General features: G+C 63.6%; 18 protein-coding genes and 1 tRNA gene. 11 read left to right on the forward strand and 8 right to left on the reverse strand.

Going from position 1 to position 15,207, the window contains the following annotated elements:
- Positions 1–119: 119 nt before the first annotated feature.
- The gene (locus BRA49_RS01240; protein ID WP_292382730.1) at positions 120–782 is read left to right on the forward strand and encodes a CRISPR-associated protein Cas4; all 663 of its coding nucleotides are present in this window, start codon (positions 120–122) and stop codon (positions 780–782) included.
- Here BRA49_RS01240 and BRA49_RS01245 read toward each other — a convergent pair.
- From BRA49_RS01245 to BRA49_RS01265, 5 genes are all read right to left on the reverse strand, one after another.
- Positions 779–1,705: a DNA polymerase subunit beta gene (locus tag BRA49_RS01245; RefSeq protein WP_292382731.1), complete on the reverse strand. Its 927-nt coding sequence runs from the start codon at positions 1,703–1,705 to the stop codon at positions 779–781. The genes BRA49_RS01240 and BRA49_RS01245 overlap by 4 nt on opposite strands.
- Complete coding sequence (locus BRA49_RS01250) at positions 1,702–2,280, reverse strand: L-threonylcarbamoyladenylate synthase (protein ID WP_292382733.1); 579 nt, start codon at positions 2,278–2,280, stop codon at positions 1,702–1,704. Before BRA49_RS01250 ends, BRA49_RS01245 begins: the two co-directional genes overlap by 4 nt.
- Positions 2,280–2,957, reverse strand: a complete 678-nt coding sequence (locus BRA49_RS01255; protein WP_292382734.1) for a DUF5612 domain-containing protein — start codon at positions 2,955–2,957, stop codon at positions 2,280–2,282. Before BRA49_RS01255 ends, BRA49_RS01250 begins: the two co-directional genes overlap by 1 nt.
- A 100-nt stretch (positions 2,958–3,057) precedes the next feature.
- Positions 3,058–4,131, reverse strand: a complete 1,074-nt coding sequence (locus BRA49_RS01260) for a lysylphosphatidylglycerol synthase transmembrane domain-containing protein (RefSeq protein WP_292382736.1) — start codon at positions 4,129–4,131, stop codon at positions 3,058–3,060.
- A 275-nt stretch (positions 4,132–4,406) separates the two neighbouring features.
- Positions 4,407–5,621 (reverse strand): FprA family A-type flavoprotein, encoded by a 1,215-nt coding sequence (locus BRA49_RS01265; RefSeq protein ID WP_292382738.1) that lies wholly within the window; start codon positions 5,619–5,621, stop codon positions 4,407–4,409.
- 95 nt (positions 5,622–5,716) lie between these two features.
- Between BRA49_RS01265 and BRA49_RS01270 the strand changes: the two genes are divergently transcribed.
- The gene (locus tag BRA49_RS01270) at positions 5,717–6,511 is read left to right on the forward strand and encodes a V4R domain-containing protein (protein WP_292382740.1); all 795 of its coding nucleotides are present in this window, start codon (positions 5,717–5,719) and stop codon (positions 6,509–6,511) included.
- A gap of 50 nt (positions 6,512–6,561) precedes the next feature.
- Here the strand turns inward: BRA49_RS01270 and BRA49_RS13570 are convergent, their stop codons facing one another.
- Positions 6,562–6,816: a YoaP domain-containing protein gene (locus BRA49_RS13570; protein WP_366523106.1), complete on the reverse strand. Its 255-nt coding sequence runs from the start codon at positions 6,814–6,816 to the stop codon at positions 6,562–6,564.
- Positions 6,811–6,881, reverse strand: a tRNA-Gly gene (locus BRA49_RS01275). The genes BRA49_RS13570 and BRA49_RS01275 overlap by 6 nt, the downstream gene beginning before the upstream one ends.
- Positions 6,882–7,562: 681 nt before the next feature.
- Here BRA49_RS01275 and BRA49_RS01280 point away from each other — a divergent pair.
- From BRA49_RS01280 to BRA49_RS01320, 9 genes are all read left to right on the forward strand, one after another.
- Positions 7,563–8,021 carry a 30S ribosomal protein S15 gene (locus tag BRA49_RS01280; RefSeq protein WP_292382741.1) on the forward strand — a complete coding sequence of 153 codons (459 nt, stop codon included), beginning with the start codon at positions 7,563–7,565 and terminating at the stop codon, positions 8,019–8,021.
- Between the two features lie 7 nt (positions 8,022–8,028).
- Complete coding sequence (locus tag BRA49_RS01285) at positions 8,029–9,246, forward strand: DHH family phosphoesterase (protein WP_292382743.1); 1,218 nt, start codon at positions 8,029–8,031, stop codon at positions 9,244–9,246.
- The gene (locus tag BRA49_RS01290; protein WP_292382744.1) at positions 9,243–9,488 is read left to right on the forward strand and encodes a KEOPS complex subunit Pcc1; all 246 of its coding nucleotides are present in this window, start codon (positions 9,243–9,245) and stop codon (positions 9,486–9,488) included. Before BRA49_RS01285 ends, BRA49_RS01290 begins: the two co-directional genes overlap by 4 nt.
- A gap of 36 nt (positions 9,489–9,524) precedes the next feature.
- The gene (locus BRA49_RS01295) at positions 9,525–10,118 is read left to right on the forward strand and encodes a 30S ribosomal protein S3ae (protein ID WP_292382745.1); all 594 of its coding nucleotides are present in this window, start codon (positions 9,525–9,527) and stop codon (positions 10,116–10,118) included.
- 164 nt (positions 10,119–10,282) lie between these two features.
- Entirely contained in the window at positions 10,283–10,687 is a 405-nt protein-coding gene (locus BRA49_RS01300) for a hypothetical protein (RefSeq protein ID WP_292382746.1), read from the forward strand.
- Positions 10,688–10,739: 52 nt separating this feature from the next.
- On the forward strand, positions 10,740–11,975 hold the full coding sequence (locus tag BRA49_RS01305; RefSeq protein WP_292382747.1) for a 2,3-bisphosphoglycerate-independent phosphoglycerate mutase: 1,236 nt from the start codon (positions 10,740–10,742) through the stop codon (positions 11,973–11,975).
- A gap of 14 nt (positions 11,976–11,989) precedes the next feature.
- Entirely contained in the window at positions 11,990–12,838 is an 849-nt protein-coding gene (locus tag BRA49_RS01310) for a polymer-forming cytoskeletal protein (RefSeq protein WP_292382748.1), read from the forward strand.
- Positions 12,835–13,674, forward strand: coding sequence for a hypothetical protein (locus tag BRA49_RS01315; protein WP_292382750.1), 840 nt, complete (start codon positions 12,835–12,837; stop codon positions 13,672–13,674). The genes BRA49_RS01310 and BRA49_RS01315 overlap by 4 nt, the downstream gene beginning before the upstream one ends.
- 106 nt (positions 13,675–13,780) lie before the next feature.
- The gene (locus BRA49_RS01320) at positions 13,781–14,092 is read left to right on the forward strand and encodes an MFS transporter (RefSeq protein ID WP_292382752.1); all 312 of its coding nucleotides are present in this window, start codon (positions 13,781–13,783) and stop codon (positions 14,090–14,092) included.
- Positions 14,093–14,193: 101 nt separating this feature from the next.
- On the opposite strand, the gene BRA49_RS01325 is transcribed toward BRA49_RS01320, so the two are convergent.
- Positions 14,194–15,144 carry an IS5 family transposase gene (locus tag BRA49_RS01325; protein ID WP_209727645.1) on the reverse strand — a complete coding sequence of 317 codons (951 nt, stop codon included), beginning with the start codon at positions 15,142–15,144 and terminating at the stop codon, positions 14,194–14,196.
- Between the last annotated feature and the right edge of the window lie 63 nt (positions 15,145–15,207).

The raw sequence follows: 15,207 nt of genomic DNA on the forward strand, positions 1-15,207 counted from the left end.
CTTCTTCTGTGATCCACTCCGGGATAAGCGTTCGTCCCGGACGTCCGGAACTCCGCGCCGAGCGTATCCCGATAAATAGAGAGAACGCATACGTCTTCTCAAACGGGACCACGCTATCCATGACTGACTACATCCCGGTCTCCGGCGTCGTCGCCTGCCACATCTGCCCCCGGCGCTACTACTTCGAGCGCTCGGAGGAGCACCCGGAGTCGGCCCGCTACACCGTTTGCAAACAGGTTTCTACCCACCTCGGGGAACTCCTCGAGTCGGAAGAGATCTGGCAGGAGATCCTCTGCGTTCTCCCCGACGCCCCGCCGGAGTCCCGGGACCTCCTCGACGAGTGTGTCGCCGCCTGCCGGGAGACCGCCTGGCAGACGCCGGTCCAGACCGACCTTGCCGTCGAGTCCGACACCCTCGGCATCCGGGGAAGGGTAGACAAGGTGTTCGAAGACGGCACGTTCGCCATCGCCCGATCGAGCACCGCGCCGAAAGCCGGGGCCTACGGCACCGACCGTCTCCGGGTCGCCTGCTACGTTGCCTGCCTCAAAGAGACCCTCGGGCGCGCCGTCGCCGGCGGCTACGTCGAGTATGTCGCAAGCGGCGTCTGCCGGTTCGTCGAGCCCCAGCCCCGCGACCGGCGGGAGATGGTCCGGGCGGTCCGGGCCGCAAAACGGGTCGTCGCAGGCGATATCCCGCCGCGGCCCCTCCGGGCCCCATGCGACGGCTGCCCTCACTTCGAGCGATGCATGGCCGGCCCGCGGCGACTCTCGGATCTCTTCTAAACGCTCTCAAGCAGCGTCTTCGAAACGATATACTCGCCCTTCGCCTCGCGGGTCGTCCCCACGATCAGCCACCGTTCGTCGCCGTGCTCCTCGACGACGCCCTTTGCCTCGATGACCTCGCCCGCGAGCGCCTGGCCTGAGTAGGTGTGGGTGAAGGAGAGCACACGGGATACATCGTCGTGGTCCACGGCGTAGACCGCCGGGCTGTCGAAGGAGAGAGAGGCGTCCGTGACCGTCGCCTCGATCGTCGCCCGGCCAAGCACTGTCCCCTTCCCGGCCGGGACCGCGTCCAGGTTCCCGTAGGCCCGGGTGTAGAGGAGGTCGAAGTAGGTCCCCTCGAACTCGCCCCGGTTCCACTTCCGCTGCTCGTGCAGGACAAAGGCCTCAAACGATATCTCCGGCACCCTCTTGTCGTAGACCTTCCGCCACATCGCAGTGCTCATCCCCGGGATCACCCCCGCGCCCACCAGGTGCCGGAGCTGGCGCTGGGCGGCAAACCAGGCGTCGCCGTAGACCACCAGGTCGATATCGGAGGCGGCGTTCTCCAGGCCGCAGAGGAGCGAGCCCGTGCACCCGAACGAGCCTGTCGGGAGGTCGAAGCGGGAGAGGAGCCTCCGCACCCGGGCGTTCCGGGCCGCCACCTTCCCGATCTCCTCCTCCGGCTTGTAGACCCGGACCACATCGCAGCAGGGCACCCGGTGGACCGCGTCGAGATACTCCGGCTTATGCTCCCGGATCCAGGCGAAAGACTCGGCAAAGTCGTACTTCCGGTACCGCCGGCCGGTGATGCCCGTCCGCTCCCCGTCCGCATCGGGGACGTAACGGAGGATGCACCCTACCCGATCGGTGTTGTCGTAGTTCGAGACCGCATAGATGCAGCCCTCACGGTCCTCGATGAAGTCACGGAGCCGTATGGAGGTCATGGTTGCAGGGTCTCCAGGAACGCTTCCACTGCTTCCCATTCCGCCCCCTTCCGCAGGATGCGCCGGGTGGTCAGGTCCACCACCGTGCTCGGCGTCCCGGGAAGTTCCCCGCCGTCAACCAGGTAGTCGTAGGGGACGGAGACCTCCTCGGGCCGGACCGGCGGGATATCATCAGACATATTCGCGCTCGTGGCCGTGATCGGCGTGTCGAACCGCGCGATGATAGCGATGGCTATCTCGTTCTCGGGCCACCGGATCCCGATGAGACCGGTGCCGCCGGTGAGGACCTCCGGCAGGCAGGACTTCGCCGGGAGGACCACCGTCACCGGGCCGGGCAGGAACCGGTCGATGAAGGCCCGTGCAGCCTCGTCCACCACGGCGACGGCACAGAGCATCTCCATATCCGAGACCGCAACGGAGACCGGTTTACCCAGCGGCCGGTTCTTGGCCTCATAGACCCGCATCACCGCATCCTCGGAGAGAGCGTCCGCCCCGAGGCCGTAGACCGTCTCGGTGGGATAGACGATAAGCCCGTCCCGCGAGAGCACCTTGACAGCCATATCGATCGAATTCATCAGAACTCACGTCCACGCACGCGGTTGATGTCGAAGACCCCCTTGCCGCTGACGTGCATCACGGCGAAGACGCCGGCCTGGATGGGGTCGGTCACGACCAGATCGGCGTGCTGCGGGACGCTCCCCGCCATCTTGAGGGCTATCACCGGGATGCCGGCCTGCCGGACCCGGTCGACGGCCCGCGAGACTTCCCCCCCCATCAGCGACCCGGCAAGCACCAGAATGCACGCCCGGGGGAGCCGGGCCACCGCGTCCACGGCGAGGGCCAGGGTCTGCTCCCCGACAAGGGGGATCGTGTCGACCGATATCCGCTCGCCGCGGATGTTGTGGCGGTCCGCCTCGTTCACGGCGCCGAGCGCCACCTGCGCCACCTGCGCACCACCGCCGATGATGATCACCCGGGACCCGAATATCCGGGAGAACGGCGGGTAGATCGTGACCTCGACAACCGACGGCACCCTTGATAAGTCGGCGATCAGTTCGCCGTGGTTCCCGCACTCCTCGAACTCGAAGTAGAGGTACGCCTTCCCGGTGTTCGGGCCGGAGGTGATGATCGACTGCTGGATCATCTGGATATTGGCCTGGTAATCCGCCATCACCGTGGCCACATCGCGCAGCACGCCGGCCCTGTTCTCGGTGATGATCGAGAGGGCATACATATCGGTATCGGTGATCATGATCCTCCCCCGCCGGAGATCCGAATACTCATCGATTGTCTGGTGAACAGGAAAAATTCGGTCATATCGCGTTAATTGATAGATTTGGGTCTCATAAGGGTTATAGGTTTTCAGTGGGATAGGGATCGGCCTCGCCCTCACCGATCCCCTCCTTCGCGGCAAGAACACCCGCAAGGAGACCGAGAGGGATGTTGAGGTAGTAGAGGGTCAGCCGCCAGAGGACGACGAAGATACCGAGGAGGTAAGCGGGCACGAGCTGGCGATACAGCGTGACGGCGCCGATCTCGGCGATCCCGGACGAGCCGGGAATGAGCGGGATGGTCGCGACCATCTGGAGAACCCCCTGGAAGAGGAGCGACTCCGGGAGGGAAGGCGGTAGACCAAGAGCAACGAGCAGGGCCGAGGATACCGAGAAATAAAGGGTCCATTCAAGGACGGTGAGGGTGAGCGCACCACCGATAGCCCGCCGGCCGGCCCGCGCAAACCGGGATGGCCCTGCGGCAAACGTCTCGGCCTCACGGCTGATCCGCTCCGCAAGGGAGCTCGCAGTCCCGGCACCCGGACAGAACCGGAGCCAACGCCGGCTCCGGCTGCACCGGTCGATCACCCGGGCGGCAACACCGTCCACCGCCCTCCTCCGAAACGACGGGCGGTGGATCAGGAGGATGAGCGCGAGCAGGAGACCGAGGGCGAGGAGCAGGAAGGCGGCCACCGGGTAGAGGACGGTAGCGGCGAGGTAGCCCCAGAGGTGCCGGACGGCGAGCAGGGCCGCGAGGGTGAGAGCGACAACTACGGCAAGGTCAAGCACCCGCTCCGCGACGACGACGGCAACGGCATCCCCGATGGCAAGCCCGGAACGCGAGAGCCGGTGGATTCGGACAGGTTCGCCGCCGACCTGACCGGGCGTGATCGAGCCGGCGAGAAGTGAGAGGAACTGGAGCTCCGCGAGGCCCCGGAACGGCATGGTGTAGCCGAGACCGCCGCAGAGGACCCGGATCCGCGCGATCCTGCAGACGATCGCCGCGGCACGGAGCCCGAGGGCGAGGAAGAGGGCGGCGACGCTGACCTCACCGAGGTAGGCCCGGGTCTCGGGGGTGAAGGTCACCGCGAGGAGAACTGTGAGTGTTGCGCCGCTGAGGAGAAGGGAGAGCAGGATCCAGCCCCGGCTTCTCATGCCCGCCCGTCTCCCCGCAGAACGCTCGTCTTGTCCGGCATCACGGGAGGTAGATGCCGCTCATCACGATTACATCTTCCCCCGCGATATTCCCCCGCACGACAACGAGGCCCGTCTCTGCTGCACCGGCGTGAAGGAGAGCGAACGAGAGTATGGACCCCGGGTATCGCCCGGGGGTGTGGTTGGGCCGATCAGTCCGGCAGATAGGGACATCCGGCGGGCGTGAAACACCGGGTGCATATCGGGATTCGGAGAACGTGTATGGGAAGACGAGATCACCGGGCGCGGATCTCCTGCACCACCCTCCGCCCGAGTTCGTAGGCCCGGCCGAGTTCGTCGCCGTCCGGGCGGTAGTTCACCTGGAACCCGCCGTCGATCACCTCGATCCCGGCCGCCTTCAGGGCAGCTTCTGCCTGAGCGACCGCACCGCCCATGCCGCCATGCGACCCGAACGCGCACCCGATCTTCTTTGCGGTAAGCCGGCCGGGCGCGAGCCCCCGGAGGTAACTGAGGAACCCGGCCACCGTGGGGAGGACCTCGTCCTGGAGCGTTGGCGACCCGATGATGACCGCCTTTGAGTCGAGGATATCCGTAACGATATCGCTCCGGTGCGTCCCCTCATAGCGGCCGTCGCGGAGGAGGCAGACCCGGACGTCGGCGCCCTCGGCCATGATCCCTTCAGCGATCGCGCGGGCCATCATCGTGGTCGAGCCGTGCATGGTGTCGTAGACGATCGTGACCTTCTCCTTCGCGACACCCCGGCTCCAGTCGGTGTAGGCCTTGAGGATATCTCCGGCGTAGGACCGCCAGACGATGCCGTGGCTCGGCGCAATCATCCTGATATCGATCCCGAGCCCGCCGACCTCGTCGAGTTTCTTCAGGACCTTCGGCGCGAGCGGTATGATCAGGTTTGCAAAGAATTTCTGCGCGTGGGCCATCGCTGCATCCTTCCCGAGCTCGTCGTCGAACCGGGCGGCGCTTGCCACATGCTGCCCGAACGCGTCGTTCGGGAAGAGGATGGCGTCCTCCACGAGGTAGGTGAACATCGAATCGGGCCAGTGGAGCATCGGGGCCTCAAGGAAGGTGAGCGTCTTTCCGCCGAGGTCGAGGGTGTCGCCGGATTTCACGACATGGATCTTCCAGCCGCTGATATCGTAGTGGCGCGCAAGGCCGGCCGCGGCCCGCCCCGTGCAGTAGATCGGGACATCGGGCATCCGCCGCACGAACGCCGGCAGGGTGCCGGAGTGGTCCATCTCGATATGGTTCACGACGATGTAATCGATCGCGCCGGGGTTGCAGACAGACTCGATACGACCAAGGACCTCCCCCTCGAACCCGTGGTAGGCGCCGTCGATCAGCGCCGTCTTCTCACCCCGGACAAGGTAAGCATTGTAGGTCGTTCCGGGGAGGGTGTAGCCGTGGTACTCCCTCAGGTTCCAGTCGATTGCCCCGACCCAGTAGACGCCGGGGGCGAGTTTCGTAGCCATCATATGTATCCCTCATGTTGTTCGTAATTAAACGAACGTTCTATTATATCCGAACATTTGATATATCATCCTTTCGATCTTAGTCTATGGAGCAGGAGATGACCGGCAGAGAGAGAACCAGCCGGCCGAAACCGAACCTGGAGATAGACCTGTATTCGACACGGGACGGGATGCGGACGGTCGAGAACCCGGTGCGGCGCGCGATCCTTACAGCGCTCCGGGAACGCGAGTACACGTTCGATGAGATCGTCGCCCTTGCCGGGCGGGCAAAGTCAACGGTCTCGGTACACCTCCAGGACCTCACGGCAGCGGGGGTGATCGGGTCCCGGGCCGACCCGGAGGACGCGAGACGCAAGATCTTCTTTCTCACCGGCGAGCTCGTCGCAAGCGTCACGCCCGACGACCGGGTGGCCGATGCGCTCGCCGCCTACACGGGGGCGTACCGGGCGGGATCGAGCGACCCCTTTGCGTTCTATAAACTGATCTTCCGGACGGTCCGGGTCTCGCTGATGCAGGAGGGGATCCTGCTCGACCCGCTCCTCACCCGGGCCGGCGAGCGGGTCGGGGAGGAACTCTATCCGGCGGTGACCGAGACAGATACGGGGGCCTTCTGCGCAAAGATCGCCCGGTTCTGGGAGGAGCACAACCTCGGTCGGATCGAGATCGCAGGGACGGAGCCGCTCACCCTCCTCGTCTACGACTGCTTCGAATGCGCCGACCTGCCCGTAACGGGGAAGCCCGCGTGCGCGTTCGACTCCGGCATCCTCCGGGCACTCTTCTCCCGCCACTATGGGCGGCCGATGGAGGTGATCGAGGCCCGGTGCTACTCGATGGGGTTTGATCACTGCCGGTTCGAGATTATTGCGGATGGCGACAGTAACGGCGTCGGGTGATCCACGCTACGGGAAACCGGGGCCGGCAGAACCCCCTCTTCCCTCCCCGGTTACGCGACCCTCCTCTTCATGATATTCTCAAACCGGGTATTGCTGATCGGGTGATGGCTGATAACCTCGCCGTCATGCACGATACAGAAGGTTCCAAACGCGCAAGGGGCATTTTGAACGGCATCCGAATCCTGGAGGTCAATCAGCGTGGCCTTGAGATTGAACCTGGTCCTCGCGGACTCAAGGATTGCAATCGTGTTCTTCTGGAATCGAGAACGGTACCGAAAAACAGAACCAGAAGATACCCATGCGATAGCCGGGAATCGAACCCGGGCTAGAGGCTTGGGAAGCCCCTGTCCTACCGCTAGACTACTATCGCTCCGGTACCAATACATGTTGACCGGGGAGGAGATAAACATTCGGCTCACTCCCTCCCGGCTTATAACGCCGCAGGGTGAACGTGATGGCGGCCCCTTCCCCCGGCCGGCCCGGGACGTGGTCACCCGCCCGGACGCTGCCCCTATAGCGCCCCAGAAGCATCCGGACGATGTAGAGGCCGGGCCCCTTCCCGCGCCGGCTGTGGTTGAAGATACGCGGCTCGCAGTCGTCGGGGATCCCGGAGCCGGAGATGCCCCTCCTTGAGTGGCGAGAGTGTCATAATGAGATCGTACCCGGACAGGCTCACACCATCCTCCCGATAGGCACGGCCCTTGAGGTTCAACGCCCGGTTGTAGACTGACCGGCGGCGATCCGGCCCTCCTGATCCGCCTGACGAAGGGACGCAGCTTTCACCCCCGCACCTGTTGCCCGGGCCTTCCGGCTCTGCCCCTTCACCTCATGAGGGAACCCTCACGAAGAAGATCGCTCCCGGCTCCTTGTGCATCCGCCCGATACCCTTAAGACGCCTCCCGGAGAATATGATGCAGCACCACATGTGCTGGCTATGGTAAGTCCGACGTGCTCCCGGAAGCACTGCCCGCAAGGGCTCGGGATTACAGAGATTAGTCAGGTAACGGACTCTTTTCTGGACTTACATAGTGTATCTAACGGAGGTGTATGAATGGCAAGAATGTACGCTCGGCGCCGAGGAACCAGCAGTTCCATCCGGCCCTACCGGAAGGAAGCACCCGAGTGGTCCAATACGGACGCTACGGAGATCGAGAAGATCGTCGTCGATCTGCGCAAAGACGGCATGTCGACCAGCCAGATCGGCCTTGCACTGCGGGACAGGTACGCTGTCCCTGACGTCAAGCTCGCCACCGGCAAGCGTGTAAACGAGATCCTTCGCGAAAAGGGGCTTGAGTCCGAGATCCCCGAAGATCTCCGGAACCTGATGCAGAAAGCGCTCGGGTTAAGGAAACACCTTGAGGAGAACAAGAAGGACGTGCACAACGCCCGGCAGCTCCAGATCGTTGAGTCCAAGGTGCGCAGACTGGTCAAGTACTACGTCGGATCCGGACGGATGCCGAAAGGCTGGACATATAAACCGGAGACTGCGGAGATCCTGCTTTCCCGCTGATGACCCCATGTCGCTAAACGCCGCTGCTGCAAACCTCGCCGATCACCTGCTCGAACAGGAGTTTGTGGAGGTGCTCGCGCACCATGACGCGGACGGCATAGCCGCCGCATCCATCCTCTGCCATGCCATGTTCCGTGAGGGCGGGCAGTTCCGGCTGAGGATCCGCGCAGGCATCACCGCGGCCGAGGTCCCTCACGACAGCAGCGTGCTCCTCTGCGACTTCGGGTCAGCACTCACGGACCTCTCCGGCGACGTGATGGTGGTGGACCACCATCTGCCCCACTTCGAAGGCGACTACCACGTCAACCCGCGCCTCGCGGGAATCGACGGCGATCGAAACCTCTCGGCGGCCGGTGCGGCCTACCTCGTCGCCCAGCGCATGGGAGACAACCGCGACCTGACGGGCCTCGCACTCCTCGGGATCATCGGCGACGGCCAGGAGATAGAGGGGCCGAACCGGGAAATTTCCAGCGAAGGCATCGGGAACGGGTTTATCGCACCCCGCCGCGGTCTCCGCCTCCCGGGAAGGGGGCTCGTCGAGCAGTTCGCACTCTCCGTCAACCCGTATCTTGTGGGATTCTCGGGCGAGCCCGACGCGGCGAGGGCGCTCGTCGCAGAGGTCACTGATGAGGATGACGTGGACGTCGAGTCCCTCCTCTCCCGGGTCGTGCTCACGGCCGCCCCGAAAGCCTCGCTCTCCGCGCTCTGCGGGATCTGGGGCACTACCTACAGCCTCGGACGGGAGGTGATCGACGAGGCCACGAACCTCGCCGCCGTCGTCGACGCCTGCGGCAAGGCCGGGCGCGGGGACATCGGCGCATCGCTCTGCCTCCGCTCGACCCATGCACTCCAGGAAGCCTGGGAGATCACCGCCCGCTATCGGCAGGCGGTCATCGCCGGCATCCGGGGGGCGCGCCGTCTCGACGAGCGTCTCGCTCTCTTTGCGGTAGACGATGGAGCGGTAGCAAGCGACGTCGCCGACGCGCTCGCAAACGATCTCGTCCAGAGCGGGCCTGTCTTCGTCATCGGAGAGAGGGGGGACCGGTACTCCGTATCGGCACGCTGCCCGCCGGGCATCGACCTCGACCTCGAGCCGCTGATGCGGAGGGTCGCGGAGGCATGCGGCGGCCAGGGCGGCGGGCATCAGCGGAGGGCCGGAGCCCTGATCGGCGCCGACCAGATTGACCGGTTCAGGCAGGAACTCTTAAATGAGGTGCATGCATGACCCGGATCGAGGGCGTCATCGAGACCCCGCACAGCCGTCCGGAATGCGTGGCGGCCGCGCTCGAGCCCGACAATCTCACCCTGATCCGGACCTACCCGATCGAGGGAGGAGTGCGGGCCGAGATAGAGGGGACCAGGCTTCGGTCGATCACCGCCTCGGTGGACGACTACCTCATGAACCTGGCGATAGCGGAGGATGTGTGCACATCGGCATCAGGCAGACAACCGGGAGCTCCGGAGTGAATCTGGGATACAAACAATCAGGAGAGAAGTGATACCATGGCAAAGAAGAAACAGGTTGGAAGAAGGCTGGAAGGCTGGAAGGCCAAGAAGTGGTACCGTGTCTACGTACCCGACGCCTTCGGCAAAGTTGAGATTGGCGACGCAATCTCGGCCGACCCCGCGAACATGGTCGGCCGGGTCATGACCGCGACGCTCGGCGAAGTTGTGCAGGACTACTCCAAGTCCCACATCAAGATGAGGTTCAAGATCAACGACGTGGCCGGCGACGCCGCGTACACCGAGTTCATCGGGCACGAAGTGACCCGGGACTACCTCCGGTCGATGGTCAAGCGGCGGGCATCCCGCATCGACACCATCCACCCGGTCGTCAGCAAGGACGGCAAACTCCTGCGGGTGACGGTCGTCTGTCTCACCCTCTCGAGGGCCGATCAGAGCCAGGTCCACGCCGTGCGGCAGGCGATCTCGCAGGCCCTCGCCGCCCGTGCGGCGGAGAGCGACTTTGAGACCCTGGTCAAGGATATCGTCTCCGGCGACATGGCCCGGGACGTCTTCAAAGTCGTAAAGACGATCTACCCGATCCGCCGGGTCGAGATCACCAAGTCCAAACTTGAGCAGGTCGCGACCGTATAAGGCCGGCTACTCACTCTTTTTCTTACGGCTCCCGCACCTTTTCGTAGTTGTCCCTCCGATGATCAGAGACGGCACGAAGATATATGCCCTATGACCGGGCATATCTTCGCAGAAGTGCGGCGACGGGGTGAAGAAACGTGACGACACAAGAGCACCCTGGGGGTGTGCAACGGGTAAAACTGTCCCGGATCGATCAGGAGTACCTGGAAGACCGGGAGACGGTGGCCCGGGGGATCATCAGGAGGATGCTTGTCCAGTTCCACCGGGAATGGACCGACCTTGCGGAGCAGGAGAGAGACGGCGCCTGGGTTCTCGCCGCAAACACGCTGCTCGACCGGTACTCGCACCAGCTCTACGACATCATACGCGACCTGGAGGCGATCGTCGACGATGACCTTGCCGCGGAGATCCGGGGACTCTCGGCCGAGATGATCAAGACGACCAACATCCTCATCATGATCGACTGCAGGGAGGAATGCCGCAGACAGGGCGACGCCCTCGCAAAGGAGGCGCTCCGCCACACGGAGCGATGCCTCGCACTCCGGAGAGCAGCGGCGAGGGGCCGGTGATCCGGACCGGCACCGGCAAGAGTAATCAGGTTCGGGATCTCACCTGTTCTCGATGATTGCTCACAAGGTGTTATTCCTGGTGCTGGACGGGATCTCCGACCGTCCTTGCGAAGCGCTGAACGGACTGACCCCTCTCGCCGCCGCACGGACCCCGGTCCTCGACCGGATCGCTGCGGAAGGCGTATGCGGGATCATGGACTCCATCGGACCCGGCATACGTCCCGGGTCCGACACCTCCCACCTTTCCCTGCTCGGCTACCCGCCGCAGGAATACTACACCGGCCGGGGCCCGCTCGAGGCCGAGGGGACCGGGATCCACATGACCGCCGGGATGATCGGCTTTCGGTGCAACTTCGCGACGGTCGACGCGAACGGCCTCATCACCGACCGCCGGGCAGGGAGGATCTCCGGGACAGAACCCCTCGCGGAGGCGATCCGGGAGGGCGTCGACCTCTCGGCCCTCGGTCTCGCGTTCAGGTTCGAGTCGGGCGCCGGCCACCGTGCGGCCCTCGCCCTCGTAGGAGAAGGGCTTGGGGATAAGGTCTCCTCGAACGACCCGAAGAACGAGGGAGTGCGCCCGCCGGCCGTCCAACCCTGTACCGACGATCCGGCGGACAAAAAGACGGCAGATGCCTGCAACGAGTTCATCCGCCAGTCCGCGGAGATTCTCTTCGATCACCCGGCGAACGTCCGGCGGGTGGAGGAAGGCCTCCCGCCGGGAAATCTCCTCCTGATCCGGGGTGCCGGGAAGATGGGCGCGTTCCCACAGTTCCCCGAGCGCTACGGCCTCTCCGGGAGTGTCATCTCCGCGGCCACCCTCATCTCCGGGATAGGGAAGGTCGTGGGGCTCGAGCATATCCCGGTGCCGGGGACCACCGGGTCGACCAACTCCGACCTGGACGCCAAGGTGAGGGCGGCGATCGCGGAACTCGGCCGCAAAGACTTCGTCCTGATGAACATCAAGGGCGCGGACGAGGCCGGCCACGACGGGAAAGGGATCCAGAAGCGGGACTTCATCGAGGTGATCGATAAGGCGCTCGAGCCGCTGCTCGATCTTGAGGACACCCTGCTCGTCGTCTGTGCCGATCACAGCACCCCCTGTGCCATAAAAGATCACAGCGCCGACCCGGTGCCGATCGTCATCAGGGGTCCCGGGGTCCGGGTGGACCGGACAGTCCGATTCGACGAGGTCTCGTGTGCGGAGGGCGGCCTCCATCGTATCCGCGGCTGCGATCTCATGCCGATCGCCCTGGATCTAATCAATAAGAGTCATAAGTATGGCGCATGAAGATTATACCATAGATGGAACCGACAGGAGACCACGACTGGATCAGGGCCTGTAACCTCCCGGACCGGACCGAACTCCAGGAGAGGACGCTCAAGACGGGGCTCGATGTCGTCATCGGTGAGAGGTGCCGGATCGATTACGGCCTCACGGGCAACGACGTCGTGGTCTGCGAATTCAGCAAAATCAACGGCGATATCGTTGCGGCCGGCGACGTCCGGATAGACAACTGGTGCGAGGTCGCCGGCGACGTTCTCGTGGAGGAGGACGCCTACCTCGGCGAGGGAGTGAAGATCCAGGGGAAGTTGATCGTCAAAGGCGACCTTGATATCGGGGATAACGTCAAGATCGAGCGCGGATTCGAGGCAAAAGGCTGGATCTCCATCCGCAACCCGATGCCGGTCATCATCTACATCATGATGTACCTCGTTGCCGTCCTCGGGATCGAGAAGCAGGAGGAACTGGACGCCGTCCTTCAGAAACTTTTCGGCGAAGACGAAGCCCCCGCCTCCACGCCGCTGATGATCCCGGCCGGCGCCGTCCTCAACATGCAGACCTTCTCGGTCCCGGAGAGGATGGCTATCGGGGCAGGGTGCCGGCTGCACGGGAACATCCGTGCCGGCTCGATCGCGGTCCGGGAAGGGACGACGATCTTCGGGAGCCTCCACGTGAAGGAAGATGCGAACATCGCACGGGGATCAATCATCCACGGCGACGTCCAGAGCGACGGCGACGTAGTGATCGAGCAGGAGGTGCATATCCTCGGGAACATCTCCTGCCGGGGCCTCACCCTGCACGAGGACGCCCGCGTGGACGGGGTCATCCGGGCGCCGGGTGGCTTAACGATCGAGAGGCGAACGATATGAAGGTTGCAGATATCCTTGAGGTCGACGGGTGCCGGTTGGTTGAACCGTCGTTTGCGGAACTGACGATAGACGCCTGTACAGCCCTGCTGTTCCAGGGAAGCCCGGACGAAGCCCGACTCCTGGTCGACGAGGAGGAGGAGCCGCTCGCGTTCGCGCTCCACGACGGTTCGAACGGCTGGCACGCCGCTTCGTTCCTCTTCAGGGACCCGACGATCGAGGTCATCGAGTGCTTCGAGGCCGTCGGCGGTGATATCTACCAGGAGAGCCGGGAGGCATGGCTCTCGGCAGTCCGCGAGTATTACAGTCTCGATATCCGCGCAAACGTTGTTCCCGCTCTCGAAGACCTGCGTCCCGACCGGGAGGGGAATATCCGCGACCTCGTAACCGTGGTCTGGGGCGACCGTGCGGGAACCCCCTGCCTCGACTGCTGCTGCGGCTCGGGCGTCGGGACCGCGGCCCTCCGGGCTGGTGGGGTGCGGGCGCTCGCCTATGACAACGACCCCGCGCTCCTCGCACTCGGGCTTACCCGGGGCCGCCTCGCGCCTGCCGATACCATCTGTATCGACGCGCAGGAGGCTTCCCGCTACATCGCGCCGGTGCCCCTCGGCGTTGCGTTCATGGCCGGGGAGATCTACTCGTACAACGCGAACCTCTGGGAATCGATCGTCACCGAACTCCTCATCCTCACCGATGAAACGCTGATCACCGTCGGCACAGAGGCCGAGGCGGCCCGGGTGGAAGAGTGGTGTGCCGAAGAGGACCGGGAGACCGAGGTCTTCGAGAACCGGCGCGACCCCATCTACGACCGGTGGTGCTGTGTCGCGCGGCGGGTATGATTTCGACCGAATGTATAAGGTAGAGTGCCCCCAACTTTTTTCTCGCAACCGTACACGTACCGCAAACCGGTCTGCCGATCGGAAGACCAGCTCAGGTTAACTTCGCATGAATACCGCCAAACGAATCTATAACGTCTTATTCATCTCCGTCTTTGCCACCATGCTCGGGCTCGGGGTCGTCAGCCCGCTCCTCCCCATCTACGCGGAGAACCTCGGAGCAACCGGCATCTGGCTCGGGATCATCTTCTCTGCCTTCGCGCTCTCCCGGTCGGTCTTCATGCCCGTCATCGGACGGATATCGGACAGGCGGGGGAGGAAGTGGATCATCCTCATCGGCATGTTCGCCTACGCGGTCCTCTCGCTCACCTACATCATCGCCGACAGTGTCTTCTCCCTCACGGCAGAGAATTGCGATTAACCCTCTCTTCCATCAAGGATTTGCACTTTCGTTCCGTCACTGCTGAGCCGTTTCCTTCCTGAACTCTTGCCTTTAGAGGTTCTTTTGGATTTTCTCGAGAGCTACCGCTCGGCAGCTTGCGCTTTGAGGGTAAGAAGTTGGCGGAGATTAAAATCTATGCAGGAGAAGGTGTTCTTGACGCGGACCCGGGCAACCGTCGTGACCATGAGATGCCCTGCCTTAAGCACCCGTTTCATCCAGGCGAACGGCCGTTCCACCAGTGATCGGGTTCTGCTGATGGCTTTATTTCGCCGGTTCTCTTTGATCGACAACGGATGACCGCGAGTCGCCCGATGCATGGTCTTGTCCATGGACGCCTTCGGTTTCACCCCGAAGTAGCCTTTATCACGATAGACCGTTTCGCCGTTCCGGGAGAGATCGATCCTGCTGTCATGGAGCGACGCGGTGGTGGTCTCGATCCGGCGAATGAGCTGGTAGTCTTTGTCCATGAGGATATGGAGTTTGTAGCCGAACTGGGACTTCGAGCCCTTCTTTGCCCAGGTGCCGTCACGGCTGCGCCGCGTCTCTGCCTGGTCTCCCCGGGGCGTGTCGGCAGAGGCGTGTCCGGGATCGGCAGTGATGAACGAGGCGTCCTGCATGACGCCGCGCTTGATGGTGAGCCCTTGTACCTCGAGTTGCCGCTGGAACTCCTCCCAGATCGCGGTATCCTTCCCGGTTTGCGCCAGGCGTTCCCGGAACAGCCAGACCGTCGACCGATCCGGAATGGTCTCCGGATACCCGAGGAAGTGGCGGAATGAGATCCGGTCGGTCGCCTGACGTTCCAGTTCGGGGTCCGAGAGGCCATACCACTGCTGAAGCACCAGCAGCCGGATCATCAGAACAACGTCGTAGTTCGGACGACCGCCTCTTCCCTCGGCATTGGTGTAGAGGTCAGCAAGGAGAGGACGGAAGGCGTCCCAGTCGATCAGACCGCTGACCTCACCCAGCCGATCGCCCAGGGCGGCAAGGCTGGCATATTCGTGCCGAATCGCAAAATTGGTAAACGTGCTCATGAGAAAAACGTCGATCCGTGGCTATAAAGTACTTTGGATGGGGTGAGGTTTTTCGAAGTTCTC

Origin of the sequence: Methanoculleus sp. UBA430, from assembly GCF_002506585.1 — an archaeon.
In the GTDB taxonomy this organism is placed as follows: Archaea; Halobacteriota; Methanomicrobia; order Methanomicrobiales; family Methanoculleaceae; genus Methanoculleus.

Bases quoted from the DNA above. Each gene is read 5' to 3' on its own strand.
- BRA49_RS01240 (WP_292382730.1), top strand. From the start codon at position 120: ATGACTGACTACATCCCGGTCTCCGGCGTCGTCGCCTGCCACATCTGC.
- BRA49_RS01245 (WP_292382731.1), bottom strand. From the start codon at position 1,705: ATGACCTCCATACGGCTCCGTGACTTCATCGAGGACCGTGAGGGCTGC.
- BRA49_RS01250 (WP_292382733.1), bottom strand. From the start codon at position 2,280: ATGAATTCGATCGATATGGCTGTCAAGGTGCTCTCGCGGGACGGGCTT.
- BRA49_RS01255 (WP_292382734.1), bottom strand. From the start codon at position 2,957: ATGATCACCGATACCGATATGTATGCCCTCTCGATCATCACCGAGAAC.
- BRA49_RS01260 (WP_292382736.1), bottom strand. From the start codon at position 4,131: ATGAGAAGCCGGGGCTGGATCCTGCTCTCCCTTCTCCTCAGCGGCGCA.
- BRA49_RS01265 (WP_292382738.1), bottom strand. From the start codon at position 5,621: ATGATGGCTACGAAACTCGCCCCCGGCGTCTACTGGGTCGGGGCAATC.
- BRA49_RS01270 (WP_292382740.1), top strand. From the start codon at position 5,717: ATGACCGGCAGAGAGAGAACCAGCCGGCCGAAACCGAACCTGGAGATA.
- BRA49_RS01280 (WP_292382741.1), top strand. From the start codon at position 7,563: ATGGCAAGAATGTACGCTCGGCGCCGAGGAACCAGCAGTTCCATCCGG.
- BRA49_RS01285 (WP_292382743.1), top strand. From the start codon at position 8,029: ATGTCGCTAAACGCCGCTGCTGCAAACCTCGCCGATCACCTGCTCGAA.
- BRA49_RS01290 (WP_292382744.1), top strand. From the start codon at position 9,243: ATGACCCGGATCGAGGGCGTCATCGAGACCCCGCACAGCCGTCCGGAA.
- BRA49_RS01295 (WP_292382745.1), top strand. From the start codon at position 9,525: ATGGCAAAGAAGAAACAGGTTGGAAGAAGGCTGGAAGGCTGGAAGGCC.
- BRA49_RS01305 (WP_292382747.1), top strand. From the start codon at position 10,740: ATGATTGCTCACAAGGTGTTATTCCTGGTGCTGGACGGGATCTCCGAC.
- BRA49_RS01310 (WP_292382748.1), top strand. From the start codon at position 11,990: ATGGAACCGACAGGAGACCACGACTGGATCAGGGCCTGTAACCTCCCG.
- BRA49_RS01315 (WP_292382750.1), top strand. From the start codon at position 12,835: ATGAAGGTTGCAGATATCCTTGAGGTCGACGGGTGCCGGTTGGTTGAA.
- BRA49_RS01320 (WP_292382752.1), top strand. From the start codon at position 13,781: ATGAATACCGCCAAACGAATCTATAACGTCTTATTCATCTCCGTCTTT.
- BRA49_RS01325 (WP_209727645.1), bottom strand. From the start codon at position 15,144: ATGAGCACGTTTACCAATTTTGCGATTCGGCACGAATATGCCAGCCTT.